Origin of the sequence: Micromonospora taraxaci, assembly GCF_007830095.1 — a bacterium.
Classification (GTDB): Bacteria; Actinomycetota; Actinomycetes; order Mycobacteriales; family Micromonosporaceae; genus Micromonospora; species Micromonospora taraxaci.
Map to the genome: position 1 here is coordinate 2,357,635 of NZ_VIWZ01000001.1, position 22,760 is coordinate 2,380,394.

Consider the following 22,760-nt stretch of genomic DNA (forward strand, 5'->3'; position numbering starts at 1 on the left):
GCCGGCGTTCGTCAGGTCGTCGCGGGCATGCGGCGGTCCGGTAGCTCCGTCGCCATCCGCAGCTCGGCGAACGCCAACCCCAGCGTGACCGGTGTGAAGTGCGCGTTCAGGCCGCTCGGGTTCGGCAACACCCAGAGCCGGGCGTCGGCCAGCGTCTCCGACTGCGGCCCGAAGGTGGCCTTCGGCCGCTGAAAACCGATCCGGTACGCGGTCACCCCCACCACCGCCACCCAGCGCGGCCGGTGGCGGGCCACCTTGTCGGTCAGGATCGCCGCGCCGTTGAGCAGTTCCTCGGTGCTCAACTCGTCGGCGCGGGCGCTGGCCCGGGCCGCCATGTTGGTGATGCCGAGCCCGAGGGCGGGCAGCTCGCCCTGTTCGCTCGGGTGCAGCAGTCGGGGGGTGAGCCCGCCCGCGTGCAGCGCCGGCCAGAACCGGTTCCCGGGTCGGGCGAAGTGCCAACCGGTGGCGGCCGACCAGAGGCCGGGGTTGATGCCGACGAAGAGCACCTCCAGGCCCGGCGCGAGGACGTCGGGGATGGTCCGGTCCGCGGCGGCGGCCAGCTCCGCCCGGGTGGGCCGTGAGTGCCGGACGGTTGACGGGAGGCCCGGGTCTGTCGTCACAGCCCGCGCAGCGCGCCGCCGTCGACCGGCACGGTGATCCCGGTGAGGTAGCTCGCGGCGGGGGAGAGCACGAACGCGGCCACCCGACCGAACTCGGCCGGGTCACCGAGGCGGCGCAGCGGGATGCTGGCCTCAGCTTCGGAGCGGGCACGCTCCGGGTCGCCGGTGGCGGCGAACAGCTCCCGGTTGCGGTCGGTCATGATCCGGCCGGGCAGCAACCCGACCACGCGGACTCCGCGCGGACCGTAGTCGTCGGCGATGTCCTTGGCCGCACCGACCAGACCGGGCCGCAGACCGTTGGAGATGCCGAGGCCGGGCACCGGGCCACGGGCCGAGGTGGAGAGCACCAACCCGATCGCGCCGCCCTCGGGCAGCGCGGCGGCGACCGTGCGGACCGCGCGGATGGTGCCCAGGAAGACCGTCTCGAAGGAGAGCCGCCACTGCTCGTCGGTGATCGCCGCGGCGTTGCCCGCCGGCGGGCCGCCGACCGAGATCAACGCGCCGTCCAGCCGACCGAAGTGCTCCCGGGCCGCCGCGACGAGCTGCTCCGGGGTCTCCGGGTCGGCCAGGTCGGCGGTCAGCCCCACGGCATGCTCCGGGCCGCCGAGCTGCTGCGCGGCGGCGGCCACGGCGTCCGGGTCACGAGCCGAGAGGACCACCCGTGCCCCGTCGGCGACCAGGCACCGCGCGGTCGCGAAGCCCAGGCCGCGGGAGGCGCCGGTGAGGACGTACACGTGGTCGGTGAGCCCTAGATCCATAAGCCCGATCCTGCCGCATCCGGCAGCTCGTCGCCACCAACGGTGGCCGTCCTCATGGGCGCGGGGCGGGGCGCAGCAGGCGTACCCGACCGGCGATCTGCACCGCCACGGCCCCGCCGGCGCGGCCGACCGCCGGCACCCGGCGCGGACGTGGCGTCCGCCGCCCGTCGTAGCGCAGGCGTGCCTCCCGCAGGGCCAGCTCCTCGGCGGCCGGCGGGGGGAGCGCGTGCTGGTCACGCAGCGCGCGGGCCAGGTCCCAACCGTCGCGCAGTGACCCGGCGGTGGGTCGCCGGGCGGCCCAGTCGGCGAAGGTCGTCGACCATCCGACGCCGAGGCCGGCGGCGAGGAGCGGCCAGTGCCGGGCCACGTCGCCGGCCCGCTTGCGCAGCAGCGCGGCCCGGGTGGCGGCCAGCGGTCCCGGGGCGAAACCCGCCGGCGGTGGACCCCCGGCGACCAGCGCCGCGACCAGTTCGGCCTGCCGTTCGGCCAGCCCCGCCCGGGGTGTCGGCCTGCCGTCGCCCGCGTCGGTCATGTCACGGCCGGGAAGCCGGCGGTGGCGGCCAGGGCGTCCAGTTCGGCGCGGAGCACGGCGGCCGGCGGGTAGTGGCCGTCCCGTTCCAGCAGCAGCGCCGGTGGTCGCTGCCGGGCGCAGAGCGCGCCCAGCAGCTCCAGCACCGCCGCCGGCACCGGGTCGGTGTGGGTGTCGTGGTAGAAGCCGCCGTGCTCCGCGCCGCCGGCCACGTGGGCGTACGCGACCCGGTCCAGCGGCAGTCGGTCCAGCAACGCGAGCGGATCGGTGCCCCGGTTGCGGGCGTTGGCGTGCACGTTGGCGACGTCCAGCAGCAACAGCGCGCCGGTCCGGTCGAGGATCTCGGTGAGGAAGTCCGCCTCGTCCAACTCGTCGTCGGGCCAGTCGACAAGCGCGGCGATCGGTTCCAGCGCGATCGGCACCGGCAGTTCGGCCTGGGCCCGCGCCACGTTGGCGCAGACCGCGTCGACCGCCTCCCGGCTGCGGGGCAGCGGCAGCAGGTGCCCGGCCTCCAGGCCGCCGGCCCGGACGAACGCGATGTGTTCGCTGACCAGCGGGGCGTCGACGCGTTGCGCCACCGCGGCCAGGTGCGCGACCCGGGTCGGGTCGACCGGTTCGGCGCCACCGAGGGAGAGCCGCACCCCATGGGGTACGACAGTCACCGCGCGCTCCCGCAGCTGTGCCAGACCGAGTGGGAGCGGCCCGGACGCGGGGACCGCCTCGGCCACGACCTCGACGAACCGCAGCCCGGGCAGCTCGGCCACGAAACCGGCGATCTCCGGACGCCAACCGATGCCGACCCCGGACGGGCCGGTCATCCGCCGCACCCCCCGCCGCCGCATCCACCGCCTCCACCGCAGGAGCTGCCGCCGTCCGAGCCGGAGCTGTCGCCGCCGCCCGACGACCCGTCGGCGCCTCCGCTCCAGCCACTGCCGGAGGCGGCCTGGCGCTGGATCTCGGCCTGCTCGGCGAAGCCCGGGTCGAGTGCCCAGAGCGAGGCGGTGCCGTACAGGGCCACGCCCATCGCCGCGCCGGCCGCTCCGTAGGTGGCGTAGGCCGGCGCGGAGGCCGGGGCGAGGTGGGTGTGCTCGCGGCGCACGCCGCGCAGCGCGGCCCGACCGGCCCGGGTGACCGCGGGCGGGCGGCGCAGCACCAGAGTGACGATCAGGAGCGCCACCAGGGTCAGTAGCAGGTAACCGACCGGGCGACCGCTGAACAGACCGGAGGCCAACCGGAGCACGCCGAGGCCCAGCAGGCCGATCAGGAGCCTGGTCCAGAAGCGGGCACGCGCGCGCTGCGCGTCGTTCGTCAGCAGACCCCGCTGCTCCAGGCCGTTGCGGATCTGGTCCAGCGCGACGCGTACGCGCTCGTCCCGCGGCAGGTCCCCGACGCGGGCATGTTGGTGCGCGGCCCAGTGGATGGCCTGGTCCAGTGGGGTGAGCCCGGTCGGCGCGGCGCCGATGGTGGTCAGTCGGCGGTCCGGGCGCACGCCGATCGCACCGCTGCCGCGCAGGCCGCCGATCGCAGCGTTTACGGCGAGTCGAGGTCCACCGTTGAGGTACGCGACCTGCTGCGGCCCGAGTGGATCGGCGGTCATGGCGGTGGTCGAATTGGCCGCCAGACGGATCCGGTGGTACACCGCGACGACCACCACCACGGCGGTCGCTACGAGGTAGTAGCGGAGGAAGGTCGGGCCGGAGATGCCCCAGGTGTCACCGGACGCGGCGTGCACGATCATCGACTGCTCCTGTCACCGGAGGGATCCGCGGCCCCATTGTGGAGCAGCCTCGCCACGGCCGACAGACCGCTGTCCGCGCGCTCAGTGGCGGCGGACCGCCTCCTCGACGAGGTCGAGCACCGGGCCCAGGTCGCCGGCCGGTCGCCCCATGGCCAGGTGCAGCACCAGCCCGTCGTAGGCCAGCTCCAGGAACTGGGCCAGCACGTCGATCGGGACGTCCTCGCGTAGCACCCCGGCGTCGCGCTGGCGGGCCAGCCGGTCGCGGGTCGCCTCGGCGATCGCGGCGGACCGCTCCGCCCAGCGCTTGGCGAACGCCGGGTCGGTACGCAGGCGGCGGGAGACCTCCAGTTGACTGCCCAACCAGCCGGTGGTGTCCGGGGAGACGGCGCGGGCGAGCAGGTCACGCATCACCTGCACCAGACCGTTGCGGGCGACCGTCTCGACCATGGCCGCGGCGTCGTCCTCAGCGACGGCCAGGAAGAGCGAGTCCTTGTCCCGGAAGTGGTGGAAGATGGCGCCACGGGACAGGCCGGTGGCCTCCTCGAGGCGGCGGACGGTCGCCCCCTCGTAGCCGAGCCGGGCGAAACACGCCCGGGCCGCGGCGAGGATCTCCTGCCGGCGCGCATCGAGCTGGTCCTGACTTACTCTGGGCACGCGTCGATCGTTGCAGGTCACCCCGGGTCACGCAAACCGTACGTACGGCTTGGGAGCTTGCCAACTACCATCGCCCGGTGACCTCGCCGCAGACCGTCCCCGCCGCTCCGCTGACCGTGGCCACCATCCAGGCCACACCCGTGCCGGGAGACGTCGCCGGCAACGCGCTCCTCGCCGCCGACCTCGTCCACCAAGCCGGTCAGCGGGGCACCCGGGTGGCAGTACTGCCGGAGCTGTTCCTCTGCGCGTACCACCCGCCGACCCTGGCCGCCGACCCGGTCGGCACGGACGTCGCGGCCGATCCGGCCGGAGTGGTCGCGGATCCCCGGCTCGACCCGCTGCGCGCCGCGGCGCGCGAGGCCGGCGTCACCGTCGTGGTCGGTGCCGCCGTCCGGCACCCGGACGGTCGGCGGACCATCGCCGCGCTCGTGGTCGACCGGGCCGGCGAGGTCCGGGTGGGGTACGACAAGCAGCAGCTGTGGGGTGACGAACGCGAGCTGTTCAGCGCCGGCGGTCGGGGTGCCACGCTGCTCGTCGACGGCTGGCGGCTCGGGCTCGGCATCTGCTACGACGGCTGCTTCCCCGAGCACGGGCGGGCCGCCGCCCTCGACGGCGCACACGGTTACCTGTGCCCCAGCGGATACCTGGCCAGCTCCGAGCACCGCCGGGACCTGTACTACGCCGCGCGCGCCCTGGACAACACGATGTTCGTGGTCTTCGCCAACGCGGTCGGCGGCGACGACCCGTGGCGTTTCAACGGCGGCGCCGCGATCTACGACCCCGAGGGTCGGGTGCTGGCGCGGGGCGCCGACGAGGGCACGGCGGTGCTCGTGGCGACGCTGGATCCCGCCGTGCTCGCGGCCACCCGCACGGCGCATTCGATGCTCGCCGATCGACTGCCGGACCAGGGCGGCGCCCGGGTGTCGATGTCCGGCTGAGCACGTCGTGAGGTCGATACCCGCCGGCTCTGTTGGCGGACACGTCGGTCCCGTAGGGTGCCCGAGTGCCACTGCTCCTGCTGGACCTGGACAACACCCTGCTGGATCGGGCCGGGCCGTTCCGCCGCTGGGGTGAGCGCTTCCTGGACGGCATCGGCGCGCCCCACACGGACATCGACTGGCTGGTCTCGATCGACGCCGACGGTCTGACCGACCGCTGGGATCTCGCCGACGCCATCCGGGACCGCTACGAGCTGCGCATTCCCTCGATCGACCTGGTGGAGGAGCTGCACGACGGGGTGGTGGCGCAGACCCGGCTCGACCCGCTGACCGCCTGCGCGCTGCGGATCGCCGACGACGCCGGCTGGGTGCCGGTGGTGGTCTGCAACGGCACGGTACGCGTCGAGGACGCCAAGATCCGCCAGACCGGCCTGGACCGGTACGTCGCGGACTGGGTGATCTCCGAGGAGGCCGGGGTCAGCAAGCCCAACCCGAGGATCTTCGCGCTGGCCGCCCAACGGGTCCGGATGCCGCTGCGCGGCGCCTGGGTGGTCGGTGACAGCCCGGAGGCGGACATCGGTGGCGCCGCCGCCGTCGGGCTGCCCAGCGTCTGGCTGCACCGGGGGCGTACCTGGTCGGACGTCCGGTTCGCGCCGAGCCACACCGTGGACGGGCTGATCGCCGCGGTCGCCACAGTGCTCGCCCGCTGAGGAGTCGCGTCCCACGCGTGCGCACTGTCGCCGGGCTGGCGTGCGGTCGGCTGTTAATCGGTTGACCGCGTGCCGGTGGGACGGCGAGCATGTTCCTGCGCATGGTGCGTCCCGGGCGTGGGCCCGGTCGAGGAGAGGAGGTCGGTCATGGCCGTCTTCGCAGGTCGCTTCCAGCCGCCTATCTCAGCCTCGACCAAGGGAACCTCACCACAGTGCGCGATCACGACCTTCCGGCGCTGGAGCGCCGGAGCCGCGGCAAGAGCCGCTTCGACGACGACGAACCACAGTTCCTGAAGCGCGGGCGGCCCACCGAGCCACCCGCGAACCCGGACGCTGAACCCGATCCCGACACCGGCGACTGCTGGTCGTCCTGGGACGACGCCGTGCACGGGCCAGAGCCACACCCAGCCTGGCTGGTCACCGAGTTGGCCGCCCGGGACACCGAGCTGGGTGTGCTGAAGACCGGCAAGGAAGCGGACGTCCACCTGGTCCGCCGGGCGGTGCCCGACACCGACCGGTCCTGTCTGCTGGCGGTCAAACGCTACCGCGATCCCGAGCACCGGCTGTTCCACCGCGACGCCGGCTACCTGGAGGGGCGCCGTGTGCGCCGTTCCCGGGAGAACCGGGCGATGGCCGGCCGCACGGCCTTCGGTCGGCAGATGATCGCCGGGCAGTGGGCGGCGGCGGAATTCGCCGCCCTGGCCCGCCTCTGGGAGATCGGTGCCGGGCACGATCGGATCGCCGTGCCGTACCCGGTGCAGCTCCGAGGCACCGAACTGATGCTGGAGTTCGTCGGCGACGCCGAGTCGGGGCAGGCCGCTCCCCGGCTGGCCCAGCTGCGACCCGGCCCGGCCGAGCTGCGCGACCTGTGGGCACAACTCGTGGAGGCGCTGCGGGTGCTGGCGCGGGCGGGCTACGCGCACGGCGACCTGTCGCCGTACAACCTGCTCGTGCACCAGGGGCGGCTGGTCGTGATCGACCTGCCGCAGGTGGTCGACGTGGTGGCCAACCCGCAGGGTCCGGAGTTCCTGGCGCGCGACGTGCGGGTGGTCGGCACCTGGTTCGCGGCTCGGGGCCTGCCCGCCGAGCAGACCGATCCCCACACGTTGACCGGTGAGTTGCTGCGCGAGGCGGGGCTCCGCTGATCGGGGCGGGTCGGGCGGCCGGACCGCCCGACCCGCTCTGCCGTCACTGGAGGTAGCGCTCCACCTCAGGCTTGGGGCGTTCGCCCTGTGCGTCCGGGTCGCCGTGGGTCTCCCGGGCGGCCCGGCGGCGGCGCAGCAGGTCCCAGCACTGGTCGAGGGACTCCTCCAGGGCGCGCAGTCGCTCGCTGGCCTCGCCCTCGGTGCCCGACTCGTGGGCCTGGGCGTCCGCACGCAGCTTGTGTTCCTCGTCTACCAGCTCGGAGATCCGGTTCAGGATGGTCTTGTCGTCCATGCTCCTGAGCCTGGCACAGCGGCACCGGAAGCGCCTGGATTCGTACCCCTGTCGCGCTTCGGTCATCGGCTGGACCACACCGACGGCGACGCGTCGATGCGCCGGTCTCACGCTCGGTTCGGATTGTGTCACGCCCTGCCCATCGTGGGGTGAGAATCACTGAGCCGAGCGTTCCGAAGCGCCATGATCCACACAGGTGGCCATCCTCCGCCGCAGGTCACCCGGGTTCCTCGGTGACCCCTGGGCGCGGTCCGGCTGGCGGACGCGTCGCCCGGGACAGGTCGTCCGACTGAACCTCGGCACCATCCGGCCGTACCTGGTCACCGAGCACATCGACGCTCCACTGTGGTATGACAAGGATCTCCATCCGGCGATGGTGATGCGAGCGGCCGTGGCGGCCGTACAGCCTCGGCTGCGGCGCCGCTGGGTGGATCCGCCCATATCTCGGATAGCCGTTGGTCTGCACTGCTTGAGGGAAATTCCGGACACTGCTAGCGTGCGCCGGGCCGGGGGCTGGGCTCGTTCAGCCATTCAAAACGGTTGAGGGACGGGTGGGATGGCTTCCCGCAGTGCAAGTTTGCGCACCAAGATTGTGGCCCTGCTGGTCTCGCTCGCGGCGCTCTGGGCGTTCGCGGCCTGGGTGACCCTGCGCGACGGTTTCAACGTGCTCGGTGTGCAGAGGCTCGACGCGCAGGTCGTGCAACCCAGTGAGTCGCTGCTCACCGAGCTGCAACGGGAGCGTCGGATGTCGGTGGCCTACCTGGGCCGCCGCGACCCGGGCCTGGCACAGCAGTTGCAGGCGCAGCAGGAGCGCAGTGCGAGGGAGGCCGCCACCTTCGCCGAGTCGGCCCGGAGCTGGCGGGCCCGGTTGGCGTCGAGCGACGAACTGACCGGGCGGATCAACGAGATGGTCGCCCGACTGGACGGGCTCGGCGAGATGCGTGAGGCCGTCGTCTCCGGCTCGGTGGACCGGGCCGGCGCGGCCGCGGCGTACACCGGTGTCCTCGACTCGCTGTTCCGGGTGTACGCGGTCCTGGGTCAACTCGACGACGAGCAGATCGCCCAGGACACCGTCAACCTCACGCGGCTCGTCCGGGTGCGGGAGCTGATGTCGCAGGAGGACGCCCTCTTCGCCGGGATGGCCGCCGCAGGCCGGGTCAGCGCCCCGGAGTACACCCAGTTCGCCCACCTGGTCGGCGCGCAACGGTTCCTGGTGACCGAGGCGTTGGCCGAGCTGCCGGACGCCGACCGGGAACGCTACGTCCAGATGACCGAGGGGCAGGCCTTCACCCGCCTCCGCGCCCTCGAAGACCGGATGGTCACCGCCGGTCGCCCCAACGCGCCGCTGCCGGTCGAGGCCGACGACTGGCAGGCCGCGATCGATCCCGCCCTCAAGGAGCAGGAAGCCGTCGTCCTGGCCGGTGGTGACGCCCTGGTGCAGCGCGCCACCCCGGTGGCGGTCTGGGTGATCATCCGGCTGGTGCTCGCCGCCGGTCTGGGCCTACTCGCCGTCATCGCCTCCGTCGTCGTCTCGATCACCACCGCTCGCGCCCTGCTGCGCCAGTTGGGCCGACTGCGGGAGGCCGCGTGGCAGCTCGCCGACGAGCGGCTGCCCCGCGTGGTGGATCGACTCGGCCGCGGCGAGGAGGTCGACGTGGCCACCGAGGCGCCGCCGCTGGAATTCGGCACCGACGAGATCGGCCAGGTCGGTAAGGCGTTCAACGCCGTCCAGGAAACCGCCCTGCGGACCGCTGTCGAGCAGGCCGACCTGCGTCGTAACGTCCGCGAGGTCTTCCTCAGCTTGGCCCGCCGCACCCAGGCACTCGTCCACCGCCAGCTCACCCTGCTGGACGCGATGGAGCGCCGTGAACACGACGCGGAGGAACTGGAGGACCTGTTCCGGGTCGACCACCTGGCCACCCGGATGCGGCGCAACGCGGAAAACCTGATCGTCCTCTCCGGCTCCACCCCCGGCCGGGCCTGGCGGCGAAACGTGCCGATGGTCGACGTGGTGCGCGGCGCCGTGGCCGAGGTGGAGGACTACACCCGCGTCAACGTGCTGCCGCTCGGTGAGGTCTCCCTCGCCGGCCGCGCGGTCGGCGACGTGATCCACCTGCTCGCCGAGCTGATCGAGAACGGCCTGTCCTTCTCCCCGCCGCACACCACTGTCGAGGTACGCGGGCAGTCGGTGGCCAACGGGTTCGCCATCGAGATCGAGGACCGGGGCCTCGGCATGAGCGAGGAGGACCTGGCCGCGGCGAACCACCGGATCGTCGACCAGTCCGAGCTGAACCTCGCCAACGCCTCCCGCCTCGGCCTCTACGTGGTCAGCCGGCTGACCGAGCGGCACGGCGTGCGGGTGCAGTTGAAGGAATCGGCGTACGGCGGAACCACGGCGGTCGTGCTGATCCCGCTCGATCTGGTCACCGAGAACGGCCCCGGCCCGGAGGACTCCGGCGCCATGCGGACCGGCTCGGCCACCCCGGCGCCGTCGGTGGGTTCCGGCGACACCGGCCGTTCGACCACCGTCGCACCTGTCGCGCTGGCCGCGACGACGACCACCGCTTCGGACGTACCGGAAACGGTTGTCCCGACAGTGACCACGTCGGACGGTGCCACCCCGGCGACGTCGGCCGACGAGGCCGACACCGGCCTGCCCACCCGGCAGCGGACGACCCCCGCCACCGGTACGCCCGAACTGCCCACCCGGGCCCGGCGTAGCCCGAGCCTGCCGGCGCTGGAGGCCCCCACGGTGCCCACCGGCCTGCCCGCTGTCGACCGCACCCGAGGGGCGGAGCGCGTGAAAGCACTCGCGGCCGACGACGGCCCTCCGGCCGCCACTGGTGGCACCGCCCCGACGCCCGACCACGCCGAGGCGGCGCGGACCGACTCCGGTCTCCCGGTCCGGGTTCGACAGGCGAACATCGTTCCCGAGCTACGGGACGACCCTGCGGAGTCGGAGAGTGACGACGAGGATGTGGTGCGTCCGCCGGAGCAGGTACGCCGGATGATGAGCTCCTACCAGACCGGCACCCGTCGCGGCCGCACCGACGCGGCGCGGCTGCTCGGTGGCGCATCCGGCGCCCCGCCGGCGGCGACGCCCGAACCGAGCGACGAGGACCCCCAAGCCCCCTGACCGACCATCGAAGTGCGGAAATCCCCGCATGGCGTGACGGTCAGCCCTAGATGAACACGGCGCAACAGCCGGGCGAGAAGAGGACGACGAAGTGGCGCAGAAGACGGCTTCGAGTGCCGACCTGACGTGGTTGCTGGATGATCTGGTGGGCCGGGTGAAGCAGGCCGAACATGCGGTCGCGCTCTCCAGCGACGGGCTGTTGATGGCCTCCTCCCAAGGCATGAGCCGGGACGACGGCGAGCACTTGGCGGCGATGGCCGCCGGCATCCAGAGCCTGGCCCGAGGAGCGGGAAAGCGCTTCGGCGGCGGGCAGGTGCAGCAGACCATCATCGAGATGCAGTCGTCGTTCCTGTTCGTCACGGCCGCCGGACGCAACGCCTGCCTGGCGGTTCTGGCCAGTGAGGACGCCGACGTCGGCCTGATCGCCTACGAGATGGCGATGCTGGTCACGCGCGTCGGCAAGTACGTCGCGTCTCCTTCCCGTGCAACTGAGCAGTCGGTCGACGAGAGGTAGCGGCGATGACGGTGCAGGGGGAGTCCGCAGACCATCAATGGGTGGATGACCACGCGGGTCCGGTCGTACGCCCGTACGCGGTGACGCGCGGGCGAGCCCGCCCGGTGACCGGCACCTTCGACCTGATCTCCCTGGTCACCGCGACCCAAGCCGAGGTCACGCCGGAGATCGGTCTCGGTCCGGAGCACGTGGCGATCGTCGGACTGTGCCAGCGCATTCAGTCCGTCGCCGAGATCGCCGCACATCTCGACCTGCCGGTGGGCACCATCCGGGTGCTCCTCGGTGACCTGGCGGCCCGCAGCCTGGTGCGGGTCCGCGAGCCGCAGACCACGGCCGGTCTTCCCGACAACAGCATCTTCGAGGCGGTAATCAATGGACTACGGGCACTCTGACCGGCCGGCGGGAGCGACGACACTGCCCACCGCGATCAAGATCCTGGTCGCCGGAGGTTTCGGCGTGGGCAAGACGACCATGGTCGGTGCGGTCAGCGAGACCCGGCCCCTGCGCACCGAGGAGGTGCTGACCGAGTCCGGCGTCGGCATCGACGACCTCTCCGGGGTGGAGGGCAAGTCCACGACCACAGTGGCCATGGACTTCGGCCGGATCACCATCAGCGACGACCTGGTGCTGTACCTGTTCGGCACGCCCGGTCAGGACCGCTTCTGGTTCGTCTGGGACGAACTGGCGTTGGGCGCGATCGGTGCCGTGGTGTTGGCCGACACCCGCAGGCTCGCCGACTGCTTCCCGTCGATCGACTACTTCGAGGGCCGGGGCACGCCGTTCGTGGTGGCGGTGAACTGCTTCGCCGACGCTCGGCAGTACCGGCTCGACGAGGTGCAGGCCGCGCTGAACCTGGACCCGGGGGTGCCGGTGCTGCTCTGCGACGCCCGGGAGCGCGAGTCCAGCAAGGAGGTGCTCGTCACGCTGATGGAGCACGCCATGAAGACCCGCGAGGCCCGTCGCCGCGCCGCCAGCGGAGACTGACCGAAGTTTTTCGGGGGAGGGTGTCCGGAACGCCGTCGGCCGATCGTCATGCTGGCGACACCCCGAGAGACCAGGGAGCGACCAGATGAAGTACATGATGTTCGTGTGCAGTGACAGCGAGCCGGACACCGACCCCACCGAACTACCCGACATTCACAAGTGGGTGGCGGAGAACGACTCTCGTGGCCGCCGCCTGACCGGCGACGTGCTGGCGCCGACCAGCGCGGCCACCACCGTCCGAGTACGCGACGGTGAGCTGCTCGTCTCCGAGGGGCCGTTCGCGGAGACCGCCGAGGTGATCGTGGGCTTCGACCTGATCGAGTGCGCTGACCTGGACGAGGCGATCGAGGTGGCCCGCACCCACCCGATGGCCCGTGAGGGGCGACTGGAACTGCGTCCGTTCGCGGACCTGCCCGACTGACGGGTGCCCATGTCGCAGCGCCGGCCGATGCGCACGGGCGCACCGGTCGGCGCGGCGGCGGAAGCCGTCGCGGCGGCCGGCGTCGAGGCGTACCCCCGGATCGTCGCGACCCTGATCAGGGTGACCGGGGACTGGGCGTTGGCCGAGGACTGCGCCCAGGAGGCCCTGACCGTCGCGCTGGAGCGTTGGCCCGCCGACGGTGTGCCGGCCAACCCGGGCGGTTGGCTCATGACGGTGGCCCGCAACCGGGCGCTCGACGTGCTGCGTCGGGCCACAGTGGAACGCCGCAAGCTGCACGACCTGGCGTTGCTCACGCCGTCCGACGCTCAGCCCGAGCCCGAGGTGGGGGAGGACGTGGTGGACGACCGACTACGGCTCATCTTCACCTGCTGCCATCCGGCGCTCGCGATGGAGGCCCGGGTGGCGCTGACGTTGCGCACCGTCTGCGGCGTGCCCACCGCTGACATCGCTCGACTCCTGCTGGTCACCGAGTCGGCGATGACCCGACGGCTGACCCGGGCCCGGACCCGCATCGCGCAGGCCGGCATCCCGTACCGGGTGCCGAACGGGCCGGCGTTGACCGAGCGACTGCCCGGTGTCCTCGCCGTGCTGTACCTGCTGTTCACCCGAGGGTACGTCGCCGACGGCGAGCCGGCCTTCGCCGACGAGGCGGTGCGGCTGGCCCGGCTCCTCGACCGGCTGATGCCGGAGCAGTCCGAGGTGGCCGCGCTGCTGGCGCTGGTCCTGTTCCAGCACTCCCGCCGCGACGCCCGCCGGGACGCCGCCGGCAACCTGCTCACCCTGGAACGACAGGATCGCTCACTGTGGGACCGTGCGGCCATCGCCGAGGGACTGGACGCCCTTTTTCGGGTACGCCACGACGGGCCGTACGCGTGGCAGGCTCGGATCGCCGCCTGCCACGCCACCTCGGCCTCCGCCGATGACACCGACTGGCCGACGATCGCGCGGGCCTACGACGCGCTGGCCGACATCCGGCCCTCCCCGGTGATCGCGCTCAACCGCGCTGTCGCGCACGGGTACGCGCACGGGCCGGCCGTCGGGTTGGTGCTGCTCGACACGGCGCGTGCCGGGGGAGGGCTGGACGGCTACCCGCTGGCCGTGGCGGTGGAGGCCGACCTGGTGGCCCGGCAGGGTGACCGACGTCGGGCCGCCGCACTGTTCCGGGAGGCGGCGGCGATGGTGGGCTCGACCTCCGAACGTCGGGCGTTGCGGGACCGGGCGGCCGAACTCGCACCCTAGACGCGCGTTTGCTCTTGTGCGTCTGATGGTTCCGACCGTGCCGAAGACGCCGGTCGGGGCATCGGAGAGGGCTGACGGGGTGAATCTTGGACACTTTCCGTCTTCAGCTAACGGAAACTGTCCAAGATCTCAGCTTCTGAAGGCGGCGCGGCCTGGGCCGCGCCGGAAACCGGATCACCCGCCGGGCGATCCGGGAGCTGCGCGGCCAGCCGGGCGGACCCGATCCGGTCGCATCGTTCGCCGTTTCTCCGGTTCCTGCCGCTCACCGACGAGGAGGCCCGCGCGGTCGCACTGCGCGTCCACCCCTGTCGCGCATCCCCGTTGGACACGAGCCGGCGACCGATACGGTGGCCGCATGACATTGCCGTTCGACCTTGCTCTGCGCGGTTATGACATGCGTCAGGTCGAGAGTCTCTTTGCCGAAGTCGACGGAGCTCTGGCCACCGACAGCGCTGTGTCACGGGCTGCCGCGCGGGACGCGCTTCGAGCGGCCAGCCTGCGACGGCGGCTACGTGGTTACGAGATGCGGCAGGTGGACGCGGCGATAGACGAACGGCTGGCTGCCCTCGCGCTCCCGGACGCCCGGAGCGGACCGGCGTGACCAGCTGAGGCTGCCGCGCGACACGCGCTTCGGCCGACCACCCTGCGGCGAGGGCCACGGGGTTACGCGCGCCGCGACTCCGGGCGCTCTGACCGCACGCCGTCCTCGGCTCGGACGGCGAAGGCCGCCCCCGCCGAAGCGGGAGCGGCCCTCGACCAGCCGTACGCGATCAGTTGGCGATCATGCGGCGCAGCACGAACTGCAGGATGCCGCCGTGCCGGTAGTAGTCCGCCTCACCGGGGGTGTCGATCCGCACCACGGCGTCGAACTCGACGCCGGTGTCGGTGCTGACCTGCACGGTGCGCGGGGTCTCGCCGTCGTTGAGCGCGGTCACCCCGGTGATGGTGAACGTCTCGGTGCCGGTGAGCCCCAGCGACTCGGCGGTGACGTCCACCGGGAACTGCAGCGGCAGCACGCCCATGCCGATCAGGTTGGAGCGGTGGATCCGCTCGTACGACTCGGCGATGACAGCGCGGACGCCCAGCAGCATCGTGCCCTTGGCCGCCCAGTCCCGCGACGAACCCGAGCCGTACTCCTTGCCGGCCAGGACGACCAGCGGGATGCCGGCCTCCTGGTAGGCCACGGACGCGTCGTAGATCGAGGTCTGCTCGCCGGTGAGGTGGTTGACGGTGAAGCCGCCCTCCACCCCGGGCACCAGCTGGTTGCGCAGCCGGATGTTGGCGAAGGTGCCCCGGATCATCACCTCGTGGTTGCCCCGGCGAGAGCCGTACGAGTTGAACTCGTGGCGCGGCACGCCGTGCTCGGCCAGGTACGAGCCGGCCGGGGAGTCCGCCTTGATCGCACCGGCCGGCGAGATGTGGTCGGTGGTCACCGAGTCACCCAGCTTGGCCAGCACCCGGGCACCGGCGATGTCGACGACCGGGCTCGGCTCCTGCTGCATGCCCTCGAAGTACGGGGGCTTCCGCACGTAGGTGGAGTCGTTCTCCCAGGCGAAGGTGTCGCCGGTCGGGGTCGGCAGCGACTGCCACCGCTCGTCGCCCGCGAAGACGTCGGCGTACGCGGCGCTGAACCCGGTGGCGCCGATCGCCTGGGCGATGACGTCCTGGATCTCGGCGCTGTTCGGCCAGATCTCGCGCAGGAAGACCGGGTTGCCCTCGGTGTCCTCACCGATCGGCTCGTTGGCCAGGTCGATGTCCATCGTGCCGGCCAGGGCGTAGGCGACCACCAGCGGCGGGGACGCCAGGTAGTTCATCTTGACGTCCGGGTTGATCCGGCCCTCGAAGTTGCGGTTGCCGGAGAGCACCGAGACGACCGACAGGTCGTGCTCGTTGACCGCGGCGGACACCTCCTCGGGCAGCGGGCCCGAGTTGCCGATGCAGGTGGTGCAGCCGTAGCCGACCAGGTTGAAGCCGAGCTTGTTCAGGTACGGCGTCAGGGCGGCCCGCTCGTAGTAGTCCATGACGACCTTGGAGCCGGGCGCCAGGGTGGTCTTCACCCACGGCTTGCGGGTCAGGCCCTTCTCCACCGCGTTGCGGGCCAGCAGCGCGGCACCGATCATCACCTGCGGGTTGGACGTGTTGGTGCAGGAGGTGATCGCGGCGATCACCACGGCGCCGTGGTCCAGCTCGTACTCGACACCGTCGCTGCCGGTGACTCGGATCGGGTTGGTGGCCCGCCCGCCCGCTCCGGCGGCGGCCGTCTCCAGGTCGCGCGGCTCGTCGGCCGGGTCGCTGAACTCGTTGGCCGGCGGGTCGCTGGCCGGGAAGGACTCGGCGCTCGCCTCGTCGGCCGGGCCGTTCGCGCCGCGCGGCAGCTCCTCACGGGCCACGCTCGGCTTGAGGTCACGCTCACCGGTGGAGTCGTCGGCGACGTAGTCGGTCAACGCGGAGCGGAACAGCGTCTTCGCGCTGCCCAGCGGCACCCGGTCCTGCGGGCGCTTCGGGCCGGCGAGCGACGGCTCGATGGTGCTGAGGTCCAGCTCCAGGCGCTCCGAGTACTCCGGCTCGGCCTCTGGGTCGTGCCAGAGGCCCTGCTCCTTGGCGTACGCCTCGACGAGCGCGACCTGCGCGGCGTCGCGGCCGGTCAGCTCCAGGTAGCGGATGGTCTCCGCGTCGATCGGGAAGATCGCCACGGTGGAGCCGTACTCGGGGGACATGTTGCCGATGGTGGCCCGGTTGGCCAGCGGCACGGCGCTCACGCCGGGGCCGTAGAACTCGACGAACTTGCCGACCACACCGTGCTTGCGCAGCATCTCGGTGATGGTCAGCACCAGGTCGGTGGCGGTGGTGCCGGCCGGCATCTCACCGGAGAGCTTGAAGCCCACCACGCGGGGGATCAGCATGCTGACCGGCTGGCCGAGCATCGCGGCCTCGGCCTCGATGCCGCCGACGCCCCAGCCCAGCACGCCCAGGCCGTTGACCATCGTGGTGTGTGAGTCGGTGCCGACCACGGTGTCCGGGTACGCCTGCCCGTTGCGTTCCATGATCGTGCGGGCCAGGTACTCGATGTTGACCTGGTGCACGATGCCGGTGCCCGGCGGGACGACCTTGAACTCGTTGAACGCGGTCTGGCCCCAGCGCAGGAACTGGTAACGCTCCTTGTTGCGCTCGTACTCCAGCTCGACGTTGCGGGCGAACGCGTCCTCGCGGCCGAACAGGTCGGCGATCACCGAGTGGTCGATGACCAGCTCGGCCGGGGCGAGAGGGTTGACCTTGGTGGCGTCGCCGCCCAGGTCGCGGACGGCCTCGCGCATGGTGGCCAGGTCGACCACGCAGGGCACGCCGGTGAAGTCCTGCATGAGCACCCGCGCCGGGGTGAACTGGATCTCCACACTCGGGGCGGCGGTGGAGTCCCACCCGCCGAGCTGACGGATGTGGTCGGCGGTGATGTTCGCGCCGTCCTCGGTCCGCAGCAGGTTCTCCAGCAGGATCTTCAGGCTGTACGGCAGCCGAGCGTGGCCGTCCACCTTGTCGATCTTGAAAATCTCGTAGCTCGCGTCTCCGACGCGTAGCTGGGTCTTCGCACCGAAGGTGTCGAGGCTCGCCACGTCGTACTCCTTCACACCAGCGACCGTGAGTAGTCCTGAGCAGTCTGTCGCACCGGTCGGGGTGCCGCCGAGGTTAGGTGACACTTACCGCCGATTCCGCGCTCAACAAAACCGTACGTCCGTCTTGCTAGTTGTGCAACCCAGCCGCCCGTCCGCGACGCCACCGTCATCCCTAGCCTCCTAGGACGGGTACGGGGTGTGCGTCGGTCCTCGACGCCCCTGCTGCGGTGGCACCGGGCCGACGAGTCGCCCAGGTAGGGTTCGAGGCCGGCCGGAGAAGGGGTCAACCGTGTTCGATGTCCAGCACTGGCTCGTGGCGTTGCCGCCGATCGCCGTCTACCTGCTGGTCGGCGGGGTGATCGGCGTGGAGAGCATGGGCGTCCCACTGCCTGGCGAGATCGTCCTGGTCAGCTCCGCCCTGCTCGCCGCCACCGGAGTGGTGGAACCCGAGTGGGTGGCCACCGCCGCCGCCACCGGCGCGATCCTGGGCGATTCCATCGGGTACGCGGTCGGCCGCCGGGGTGGGCGCCCACTGCTCGCCCGACTGGGCCGGCGCTTCCCCCGCCATCTCGGCCCCGCCCAACTCGCCCGCGCCGAGCAGAGCTTCGCCCGGTACGGCGTCTGGGCGGTGTTCTTCGGCAGGTTCGTGGCACTCCTGCGGATCCTGGCCGGGCCGCTCGCCGGAGCGCTGCACGTGCCGTACCGACGGTTCCTGGTGGCGAACGCCGCCGGCGGGCTGGTCTGGGCGTTCGGCACCACGTACCTGTTGTTCACCGTGGGTCGGGCGGCCGAGCACTGGCTCAAGGACATCTCCTGGGCCGGGTTGGCCCTCGCGGTCCTGGCCGGCCTCGCCAGCACCTGGTGGCTACGCCGACGAGCCCACCGGATCGAGGCCGTCGAGCCGACGCCCGACCCCGAGGTAGTTCGCGCGGACACCTGATCCGAACACGGTGAAGGGCCGGGCCCCGTGGTGGGGTCCGGCCCTTCGTCGTTCGTGTGCTGTGTGGTTTAGCTGGTGGCGTAGCCGCGGGTGGCGATCCAGTCGGCGAGGTGCTCGACGGTGATCTGGTAGGAGGCCTGGTTGGGGTCGGCGGAGTCGGCGATGGTGACGGTGTTGCCGTTGTCGCGGTAGCCGACCACGCTGATGTAGTGCCCACCCTCATAGGAGTGCGTGGTGCCGTCGGTGTCGGTGCTGGTGCCGGCGATGTTCGCCACCACAGCCCGGCCGTCGTCGACGGTGCGGACGATGTCGGCGCGCAGCTGATCGGTCTGCTTGGCATCAGCGTCGGGGTTACGGATCTCCACCGACCGGTACGCGTCGTTCTTACCGGTCTCCTTGTTCAGCACCGGGGTGATGTCGTTGATCGAGTTCGTACCGGCCTCGGTGGTGCCCATCTCCTTGGCCATCGCGTCCACGTTGATGTCCTTACCCTGCACACTCAACGCGTTACGGGTCGCGGCGGGACCGCAGTAGTAGAAGTTCGGCTGCGCCTCGTAGCGCACACCCAACTCCCGCTCACCATGGTTCTTACGGTCGGTCTGGGTTTGCGTGGTCGGCTTGGCGGTGCTCGGGGCAGCGAACGCGGTCGTCACGGGACCGGCGATCGCACCACCGGTGAACGCCAGACCAGCAGCGGTCAGAGCAGTCTTACGAATCAGATCGGTACGCATGATGGCGTGCTCCTCTGCTTCATCGGGGGATACCGCACGACTCACGGGGGACGGCCATGCGGGAACGTTCAGTGCCCGGCGGCCCTGCGGGGCCGGCGTCGGGACGAGGTGTAGCCAGGTGGGGTGGCGGATCATTCCGCCGGGCTCCCGGCCTGTTGTGCTTCGGGGGTGTAACCGGGGCGGGCTGCCGGGTGTTCCCGGCGGCTGCCGCTCACCACGGCCCAGCGTCGCGGCCGTGCCAGGTATAACGACCCCGGGCCGGCCCGGATTCCGCCGCCCGGGTGACCCCAGCCACCCGGACAAACCTCGCATAGTGGGCGATCATCCCGGCCGGCGACGGCGCACCCGCCTTGATCCACTCGGGTTCGGCGATATCGCAGTATCCGAGTGCCGGGGATACCCCGACTTCGGCGAAGCCGAGTGGATCAACCCGTCGCGCGGGCGACGTGTGGTCTGCACGCCCCCGGGCGACTCGGGCGGTCGCGAACCCCTCGCCCCGCGTGTGATGTTCTGTTCGACCTGTCCGTTATGGGATCACCGCCCCGCGACCCGACCGGCCCAACCTGGCCCGGCCGTGCGGGCTGGCAGCCAAGATCGTGCTCGAACCAGGAAAGAGGGGCTTCAGGCCGGGAGCGAGGCCACTACAACAACGTTCGAGCACGATCAGGGGTGGGCGGCGCCGTAGCCACTGTCCACCCGGGAGCGTCGTGGCGAGTGGTCAGGCGGGGTCGGTGGGCTTCGCGGCGTCGCTGGCCTGGGCGTGCCGTTCCAGGAGTCGCTGCCGGATCTCCTCCGGGGTGTACGCGCGTCGGCGTCGTTCGGCCCGTGCGATGACCACGCCGGAGGCTGCGACGCCGGCGAGGCCGGCCAACCCGAGAACCTTCCACCACCGCATTCGTTGCGCCATCGGCCTAGGCTAGACCCTCATGAGCATCAGCCTGGATGAGGCCGTCGAGTTGACCCGCACCGGCGACGTGTGGGTGTTCCGGGGTCGCAGCGTGCCGGACCGGGCGATCCAGTTCACCACCAACAGCCCGGTCAACCACGTTGGCATGGCCGTGGTGCTGGACGACATGCCGCCGTTGATGTGGCATGCGGAGTTGGGCAGGTCGTTGCCGGATCTGTGGTCGGGTACGCACCAGCGTGGCGTCCAGTTGCACGACCTGCGGGACGCGGTCTGCGTCTGGGCCAACAGGTACGGGCAGCGGGCCTGGCTGCGGCAGCTCGATCCGCCGGCCGACGGGGAGATGGAGCGGGCGGTGCTGCAAACCATCGCCCGGTTGGACGGCACCCCGTTCCCGTCTACCGCCCAGTTGGCGTGGCGGTGGGTGCGGGGTCGGGTGCCGGCGCTGCCGCGCCCCGGCCGACTGTCCGCGCTGACGCGCCCGATCAGGCTGCCCGCGCTGCCGCGCCCCGGCTGGCCGGCGCTGGCACCCCGGCCGATCCCCACCAACTCCGCCGACGCGAACGGCTCTGCGGGTTCCACCAGGCCTGCCAGCCCGGCCGGTTCGGCGGGGGAGCGGGACCGGGCGCTGGAGACGGCGTACTGCGCCGAGGTGGTTGCGGTGACCTATGAGGCGATGGGTTTGCTGCCGGCGGGCCGGCGTCCCAACTGGTACGACCCGGGGCGGTTCTGGAGTGGAGACGACCTGGGTCTGGCCGCCGATGCCCGGCTGGGTTCGGAGATCGAGGTACGGGTGCCGCCTCGTTGAGGTTTGACCTGGGTGGTGACCGGCAATTGCTGTGGCCGTGAACGCCTCCACGGATCTTGACACGCTGGCCGACTTCTTCGACCGGTACGGCGTGGCGCTGACGTCCGGTGACCTGCCGGCCATCGCGGGCTGCTACGCCCTCCCGGGTTTGGTGGTGGCCGACACCTACAGTTTCTCGTTCACGTCACCGGCGGCGGTGGCGTTGTCCTTCGTGGGTGCCGCACCGGACTACCAGGACCGGGAGTTGATCGCGGCGCATGCCCGAATCGAGGATGTGCAGGCGGTGTCCGCGCTGTTGACGATGGTCGCGGTCGAGTGGGAGTTCCTGGACAGCCAGGGGCAGGCGGTGCCGGGGGAGCGGTACCGCTACCTGCTGCGGATCTCGGACGAGGGGCCGGTCATCTGCACCGTCGTCCGGACGGGCTGATCGAGCGGGACCGTCCGCCAGGTCGGGCCGTTTTCCGTAGCGCGTCGGCTGGTCGGCCCGATCCGTACCCGCCCGATTCCCGAGCGGGGCAGTGCTGGCTACGCTGTCGCGTCGGTGGGGACGAGGGGAGACCTGATGGCGGTGCGGCCGGATGGTGCGACAGGGTCGCGGGCGGCTCGAATGTTGGCGTCGGTGCCGTGGATCGTGGTGCTGCTCGGTGTGTGTGCGCTGGTGGTGCTGCTGGTTGTCGCGTTGCTGTCGTTCCGGACCAGGGAGCGGGAGTCCGTACCGCAGGTGGCCCCTCCGGTGTTGCTGCCGACAGTGCCGGCTGCCGCGTCGGCGACGGGTGGGCCGACTCCGGCTGGCGTGGAGCGGCGCTCGGTGTCGCCTCGGCCGTCGCGTAGCAGTCGGACGCCGTCGCCACGGGCTACCGTGACCGGCTCTCCGACGCCGGGGCGGACGGCCGCTCCGTTGGTGTCGACGCCGTCGGCGGGCGCCACGGTCACCGCCCGCTACCAGGTCGGCTCGAACGGCTGGGACGGCGACGCTGCGGTGTTGTCGATCGCGAACGAGACGAGCCGGTCGGTGGACTGGTCGGTGGAGTTGACGTTCGACGAGGACCTCTGGGCGTTGCGCCTCAGCGACGACTCGGGGATCTCGATGCGGGGACGTGGGAACGGCGAGTTCGTGTTGCGGGGGACCCGGTCGCTGGAGCCGGGTGCTTCGCGGACGGTGCGTCTACGCGTCGGGTGGGGTGAGTCCGCGCAGCGGCCGCAGCGGTGCACCATCAACGGGGTCGCCTGTCGGCTCGGCTGAGTGGACGTTGAGCGGTGCCGGCGCTTTCCGGTCCGGCCGCTGATCGCTACGCTGCCCGGACGGTCCGCTGAGGGAGGTTCATGTCCGGCATGCGTCGCGCACCGCGACTGACGCCCGGTCCGGCCGCGATCGTGTCGTCGCCCTGGGTCGTGGTGGGCGCTGGTGTGGTCGTGATGGTGGTCCTGCTCGTCATGACCCTGGGTGCGTACCGGGGGCGTAGCCCGGCGCCGGACGGGGCGTCGGCGCCGCCGGCGTTGCCGCTGCCGTCGGCGGAGGCAACGCCGAGTCGACCCACGCCGGTGGCGTCGCCGGTCCCGGTGATGCCGGGGTTGTCCGGGCGTGCGAGCGGGTTGCCGCCGAGCGCCGTGACCGGTTCACCGTCGCCGTCGGTCGCCCCGCCGGTCAGTCCGCCCGGTCAGCCGGTGGTGACGCGGTCGCCGACTCGTGCTCCGCAGGGGCAGCCGACGTTCAGCGGGCGGTACCGGGTGGTGCAGAGCTTCGACGGGGGCTTCATCGGCGAGGTGGCGATGGTCAACGTGTCCGCGCAGAGCCGTGGGTGGACGGTGCGGTTGGAGTTCTCCGGTGGGCGGTTCGTGACCGCCTGGGTGGAGGGTGTGCCACAGGGGACGGTCCGGCAGTTCGACAACGGTTTCACGTACGTCAGTGGGGTGGACGTGCGTCCCGGCGGGTCGGTGTCGTTGCGGTTCCACATGGAGCGGACGTCCAGCACACCGCGGTTGTGCACTGTCGACGGGGTGCGCTGCGGCGGCTTCTGAGTCGCGCTTCCGCAAGGTTGCTGCTCTGTTGCGACCATGTTTGCAAGTCAT

General features: G+C 71.8%; 25 protein-coding genes. 15 read left to right on the forward strand and 10 right to left on the reverse strand.

Annotation, left to right across the window (positions count from 1 at the left end; genetic code table 11):
• Positions 1–11 precede the first annotated feature (11 nt).
• The 6 genes from mug to FHU34_RS11160 all read right to left on the reverse strand — a co-directional run bounded on the left by mug (position 12) and on the right by FHU34_RS11160 (position 4,299).
• Complete coding sequence (gene mug, locus FHU34_RS11135) at positions 12–620, reverse strand: G/U mismatch-specific DNA glycosylase (protein ID WP_145779880.1); 609 nt, start codon at positions 618–620, stop codon at positions 12–14.
• Positions 617–1,378: an SDR family oxidoreductase gene (locus tag FHU34_RS11140; protein ID WP_145779881.1), complete on the reverse strand. Its 762-nt coding sequence runs from the start codon at positions 1,376–1,378 to the stop codon at positions 617–619. Before FHU34_RS11140 ends, mug begins: the two co-directional genes overlap by 4 nt.
• A gap of 52 nt (positions 1,379–1,430) precedes the next feature.
• Positions 1,431–1,910, reverse strand: coding sequence for an SCO6045 C-terminal-like domain-containing protein (locus FHU34_RS11145; RefSeq protein ID WP_145779882.1), 480 nt, complete (start codon positions 1,908–1,910; stop codon positions 1,431–1,433).
• Positions 1,907–2,725, reverse strand: a complete 819-nt coding sequence (locus FHU34_RS11150) for an MbnB/TglH/ChrH family RiPP precursor modification enzyme (protein WP_145779883.1) — start codon at positions 2,723–2,725, stop codon at positions 1,907–1,909. The genes FHU34_RS11145 and FHU34_RS11150 overlap by 4 nt, the downstream gene beginning before the upstream one ends.
• Positions 2,722–3,645, reverse strand: coding sequence for a TIGR04222 domain-containing membrane protein (locus FHU34_RS11155; protein WP_145779884.1), 924 nt, complete (start codon positions 3,643–3,645; stop codon positions 2,722–2,724). The genes FHU34_RS11150 and FHU34_RS11155 overlap by 4 nt, the downstream gene beginning before the upstream one ends.
• An 81-nt stretch (positions 3,646–3,726) precedes the next feature.
• Positions 3,727–4,299, reverse strand: a complete 573-nt coding sequence (locus FHU34_RS11160) for a TetR/AcrR family transcriptional regulator (RefSeq protein ID WP_030337284.1) — start codon at positions 4,297–4,299, stop codon at positions 3,727–3,729.
• A 77-nt stretch (positions 4,300–4,376) separates the two neighbouring features.
• Between FHU34_RS11160 and FHU34_RS11165 the strand changes: the two genes are divergently transcribed.
• From FHU34_RS11165 to FHU34_RS11175, 3 genes are all read left to right on the forward strand, one after another.
• Entirely contained in the window at positions 4,377–5,237 is an 861-nt protein-coding gene (locus FHU34_RS11165) for a carbon-nitrogen hydrolase family protein (protein WP_145779885.1), read from the forward strand.
• Between the two features lie 65 nt (positions 5,238–5,302).
• A complete protein-coding gene (locus tag FHU34_RS11170) occupies positions 5,303–5,947 on the forward strand; it encodes an HAD family hydrolase (RefSeq protein WP_145779886.1) in 645 nt (214 codons plus the stop codon).
• 212 nt (positions 5,948–6,159) lie between these two features.
• The gene (locus tag FHU34_RS11175; protein WP_145779887.1) at positions 6,160–7,092 is read left to right on the forward strand and encodes a serine protein kinase RIO; all 933 of its coding nucleotides are present in this window, start codon (positions 6,160–6,162) and stop codon (positions 7,090–7,092) included.
• Between the two features lie 43 nt (positions 7,093–7,135).
• Here FHU34_RS11175 and FHU34_RS11180 read toward each other — a convergent pair whose 3' ends face one another.
• Positions 7,136–7,384, reverse strand: a complete 249-nt coding sequence (locus FHU34_RS11180; protein WP_091403743.1) for a DUF2630 family protein — start codon at positions 7,382–7,384, stop codon at positions 7,136–7,138.
• 577 nt (positions 7,385–7,961) lie between these two features.
• On the opposite strand from FHU34_RS11180, the gene FHU34_RS11185 reads away from it, so the two are divergent.
• The 7 genes from FHU34_RS11185 to FHU34_RS11215 all read left to right on the forward strand — a co-directional run bounded on the left by FHU34_RS11185 (position 7,962) and on the right by FHU34_RS11215 (position 14,300).
• Positions 7,962–10,520 carry a sensor histidine kinase gene (locus tag FHU34_RS11185; RefSeq protein ID WP_423438673.1) on the forward strand — a complete coding sequence of 853 codons (2,559 nt, stop codon included), beginning with the start codon at positions 7,962–7,964 and terminating at the stop codon, positions 10,518–10,520.
• 91 nt (positions 10,521–10,611) lie between these two features.
• Positions 10,612–11,034: a roadblock/LC7 domain-containing protein gene (locus tag FHU34_RS11190; RefSeq protein WP_145779889.1), complete on the forward strand. Its 423-nt coding sequence runs from the start codon at positions 10,612–10,614 to the stop codon at positions 11,032–11,034.
• Positions 11,035–11,039: 5 nt separating this feature from the next.
• Positions 11,040–11,426 carry a DUF742 domain-containing protein gene (locus tag FHU34_RS11195; RefSeq protein ID WP_145779890.1) on the forward strand — a complete coding sequence of 129 codons (387 nt, stop codon included), beginning with the start codon at positions 11,040–11,042 and terminating at the stop codon, positions 11,424–11,426.
• The gene (locus tag FHU34_RS11200; RefSeq protein ID WP_145779891.1) at positions 11,407–12,018 is read left to right on the forward strand and encodes a GTP-binding protein; all 612 of its coding nucleotides are present in this window, start codon (positions 11,407–11,409) and stop codon (positions 12,016–12,018) included. The genes FHU34_RS11195 and FHU34_RS11200 overlap by 20 nt, the downstream gene beginning before the upstream one ends.
• Positions 12,019–12,103: 85 nt before the next feature.
• Positions 12,104–12,439, forward strand: coding sequence for a YciI family protein (locus FHU34_RS11205; RefSeq protein ID WP_145779892.1), 336 nt, complete (start codon positions 12,104–12,106; stop codon positions 12,437–12,439).
• Between the two features lie 27 nt (positions 12,440–12,466).
• Positions 12,467–13,699 carry an RNA polymerase sigma factor gene (locus tag FHU34_RS11210; RefSeq protein ID WP_145779893.1) on the forward strand — a complete coding sequence of 411 codons (1,233 nt, stop codon included), beginning with the start codon at positions 12,467–12,469 and terminating at the stop codon, positions 13,697–13,699.
• A 355-nt stretch (positions 13,700–14,054) separates the two neighbouring features.
• The gene (locus FHU34_RS11215; RefSeq protein ID WP_145779894.1) at positions 14,055–14,300 is read left to right on the forward strand and encodes a hypothetical protein; all 246 of its coding nucleotides are present in this window, start codon (positions 14,055–14,057) and stop codon (positions 14,298–14,300) included.
• A 169-nt stretch (positions 14,301–14,469) separates the two neighbouring features.
• Here the strand turns inward: FHU34_RS11215 and FHU34_RS11220 are convergent, their stop codons facing one another.
• Entirely contained in the window at positions 14,470–17,322 is a 2,853-nt protein-coding gene (locus tag FHU34_RS11220; protein WP_145779895.1) for an aconitate hydratase, read from the reverse strand.
• Between the two features lie 274 nt (positions 17,323–17,596).
• Here FHU34_RS11220 and FHU34_RS11225 point away from each other — a divergent pair, with 274 nt between their 5' ends.
• Positions 17,597–18,247: a DedA family protein gene (locus FHU34_RS11225; protein WP_145779896.1), complete on the forward strand. Its 651-nt coding sequence runs from the start codon at positions 17,597–17,599 to the stop codon at positions 18,245–18,247.
• 68 nt (positions 18,248–18,315) lie between these two features.
• Here FHU34_RS11225 and FHU34_RS11230 read toward each other — a convergent pair whose 3' ends face one another.
• Together FHU34_RS11230 and FHU34_RS11235 are read right to left on the reverse strand one after the other, a co-directional pair.
• Positions 18,316–18,978, reverse strand: coding sequence for a C39 family peptidase (locus tag FHU34_RS11230; protein WP_145779897.1), 663 nt, complete (start codon positions 18,976–18,978; stop codon positions 18,316–18,318).
• Between the two features lie 718 nt (positions 18,979–19,696).
• Positions 19,697–19,885, reverse strand: a complete 189-nt coding sequence (locus FHU34_RS11235) for a hypothetical protein (protein WP_145779898.1) — start codon at positions 19,883–19,885, stop codon at positions 19,697–19,699.
• 19 nt (positions 19,886–19,904) lie between these two features.
• Between FHU34_RS11235 and FHU34_RS11240 the strand changes: the two genes are divergently transcribed.
• The 4 genes from FHU34_RS11240 (at position 19,905) to FHU34_RS11255 (ending at position 22,709) form a co-directional block, all read left to right on the forward strand.
• Positions 19,905–20,690, forward strand: coding sequence for a hypothetical protein (locus FHU34_RS11240; protein WP_145779899.1), 786 nt, complete (start codon positions 19,905–19,907; stop codon positions 20,688–20,690).
• Positions 20,691–20,727: 37 nt separating this feature from the next.
• Positions 20,728–21,117 (forward strand): hypothetical protein, encoded by a 390-nt coding sequence (locus tag FHU34_RS11245; RefSeq protein WP_145779900.1) that lies wholly within the window; start codon positions 20,728–20,730, stop codon positions 21,115–21,117.
• A gap of 192 nt (positions 21,118–21,309) precedes the next feature.
• On the forward strand, positions 21,310–21,933 hold the full coding sequence (locus FHU34_RS11250; protein ID WP_167524797.1) for a cellulose binding domain-containing protein: 624 nt from the start codon (positions 21,310–21,312) through the stop codon (positions 21,931–21,933).
• Positions 21,934–22,013: 80 nt separating this feature from the next.
• The gene (locus FHU34_RS11255) at positions 22,014–22,709 is read left to right on the forward strand and encodes a cellulose binding domain-containing protein (RefSeq protein WP_244311612.1); all 696 of its coding nucleotides are present in this window, start codon (positions 22,014–22,016) and stop codon (positions 22,707–22,709) included.
• Positions 22,710–22,760: the final 51 nt, after the last annotated feature.

What these genes read in the sequence shown, in the direction of transcription:
- FHU34_RS11140 (WP_145779881.1), bottom strand. Translation starts at nt 1,378, where the DNA reads ATGGATCTAGGGCTCACCGACCACGTGTACGTCCTCACCGGCGCCTCC.
- FHU34_RS11145 (WP_145779882.1), bottom strand. Translation starts at nt 1,910, where the DNA reads ATGACCGACGCGGGCGACGGCAGGCCGACACCCCGGGCGGGGCTGGCC.
- FHU34_RS11150 (WP_145779883.1), bottom strand. Translation starts at nt 2,725, where the DNA reads ATGACCGGCCCGTCCGGGGTCGGCATCGGTTGGCGTCCGGAGATCGCC.
- FHU34_RS11155 (WP_145779884.1), bottom strand. Translation starts at nt 3,645, where the DNA reads ATGATCGTGCACGCCGCGTCCGGTGACACCTGGGGCATCTCCGGCCCG.
- FHU34_RS11180 (WP_091403743.1), bottom strand. Translation starts at nt 7,384, where the DNA reads ATGGACGACAAGACCATCCTGAACCGGATCTCCGAGCTGGTAGACGAG.
- FHU34_RS11195 (WP_145779890.1), top strand. Translation starts at nt 11,040, where the DNA reads ATGACGGTGCAGGGGGAGTCCGCAGACCATCAATGGGTGGATGACCAC.
- FHU34_RS11200 (WP_145779891.1), top strand. Translation starts at nt 11,407, where the DNA reads ATGGACTACGGGCACTCTGACCGGCCGGCGGGAGCGACGACACTGCCC.
- FHU34_RS11205 (WP_145779892.1), top strand. Translation starts at nt 12,104, where the DNA reads ATGAAGTACATGATGTTCGTGTGCAGTGACAGCGAGCCGGACACCGAC.
- FHU34_RS11210 (WP_145779893.1), top strand. Translation starts at nt 12,467, where the DNA reads ATGCGCACGGGCGCACCGGTCGGCGCGGCGGCGGAAGCCGTCGCGGCG.
- FHU34_RS11215 (WP_145779894.1), top strand. Translation starts at nt 14,055, where the DNA reads ATGACATTGCCGTTCGACCTTGCTCTGCGCGGTTATGACATGCGTCAG.
- FHU34_RS11230 (WP_145779897.1), bottom strand. Translation starts at nt 18,978, where the DNA reads ATGCGTACCGATCTGATTCGTAAGACTGCTCTGACCGCTGCTGGTCTG.
- FHU34_RS11235 (WP_145779898.1), bottom strand. Translation starts at nt 19,885, where the DNA reads ATGGCGCAACGAATGCGGTGGTGGAAGGTTCTCGGGTTGGCCGGCCTC.
- FHU34_RS11240 (WP_145779899.1), top strand. Translation starts at nt 19,905, where the DNA reads ATGAGCATCAGCCTGGATGAGGCCGTCGAGTTGACCCGCACCGGCGAC.
- FHU34_RS11255 (WP_244311612.1), top strand. Translation starts at nt 22,014, where the DNA reads ATGTCCGGCATGCGTCGCGCACCGCGACTGACGCCCGGTCCGGCCGCG.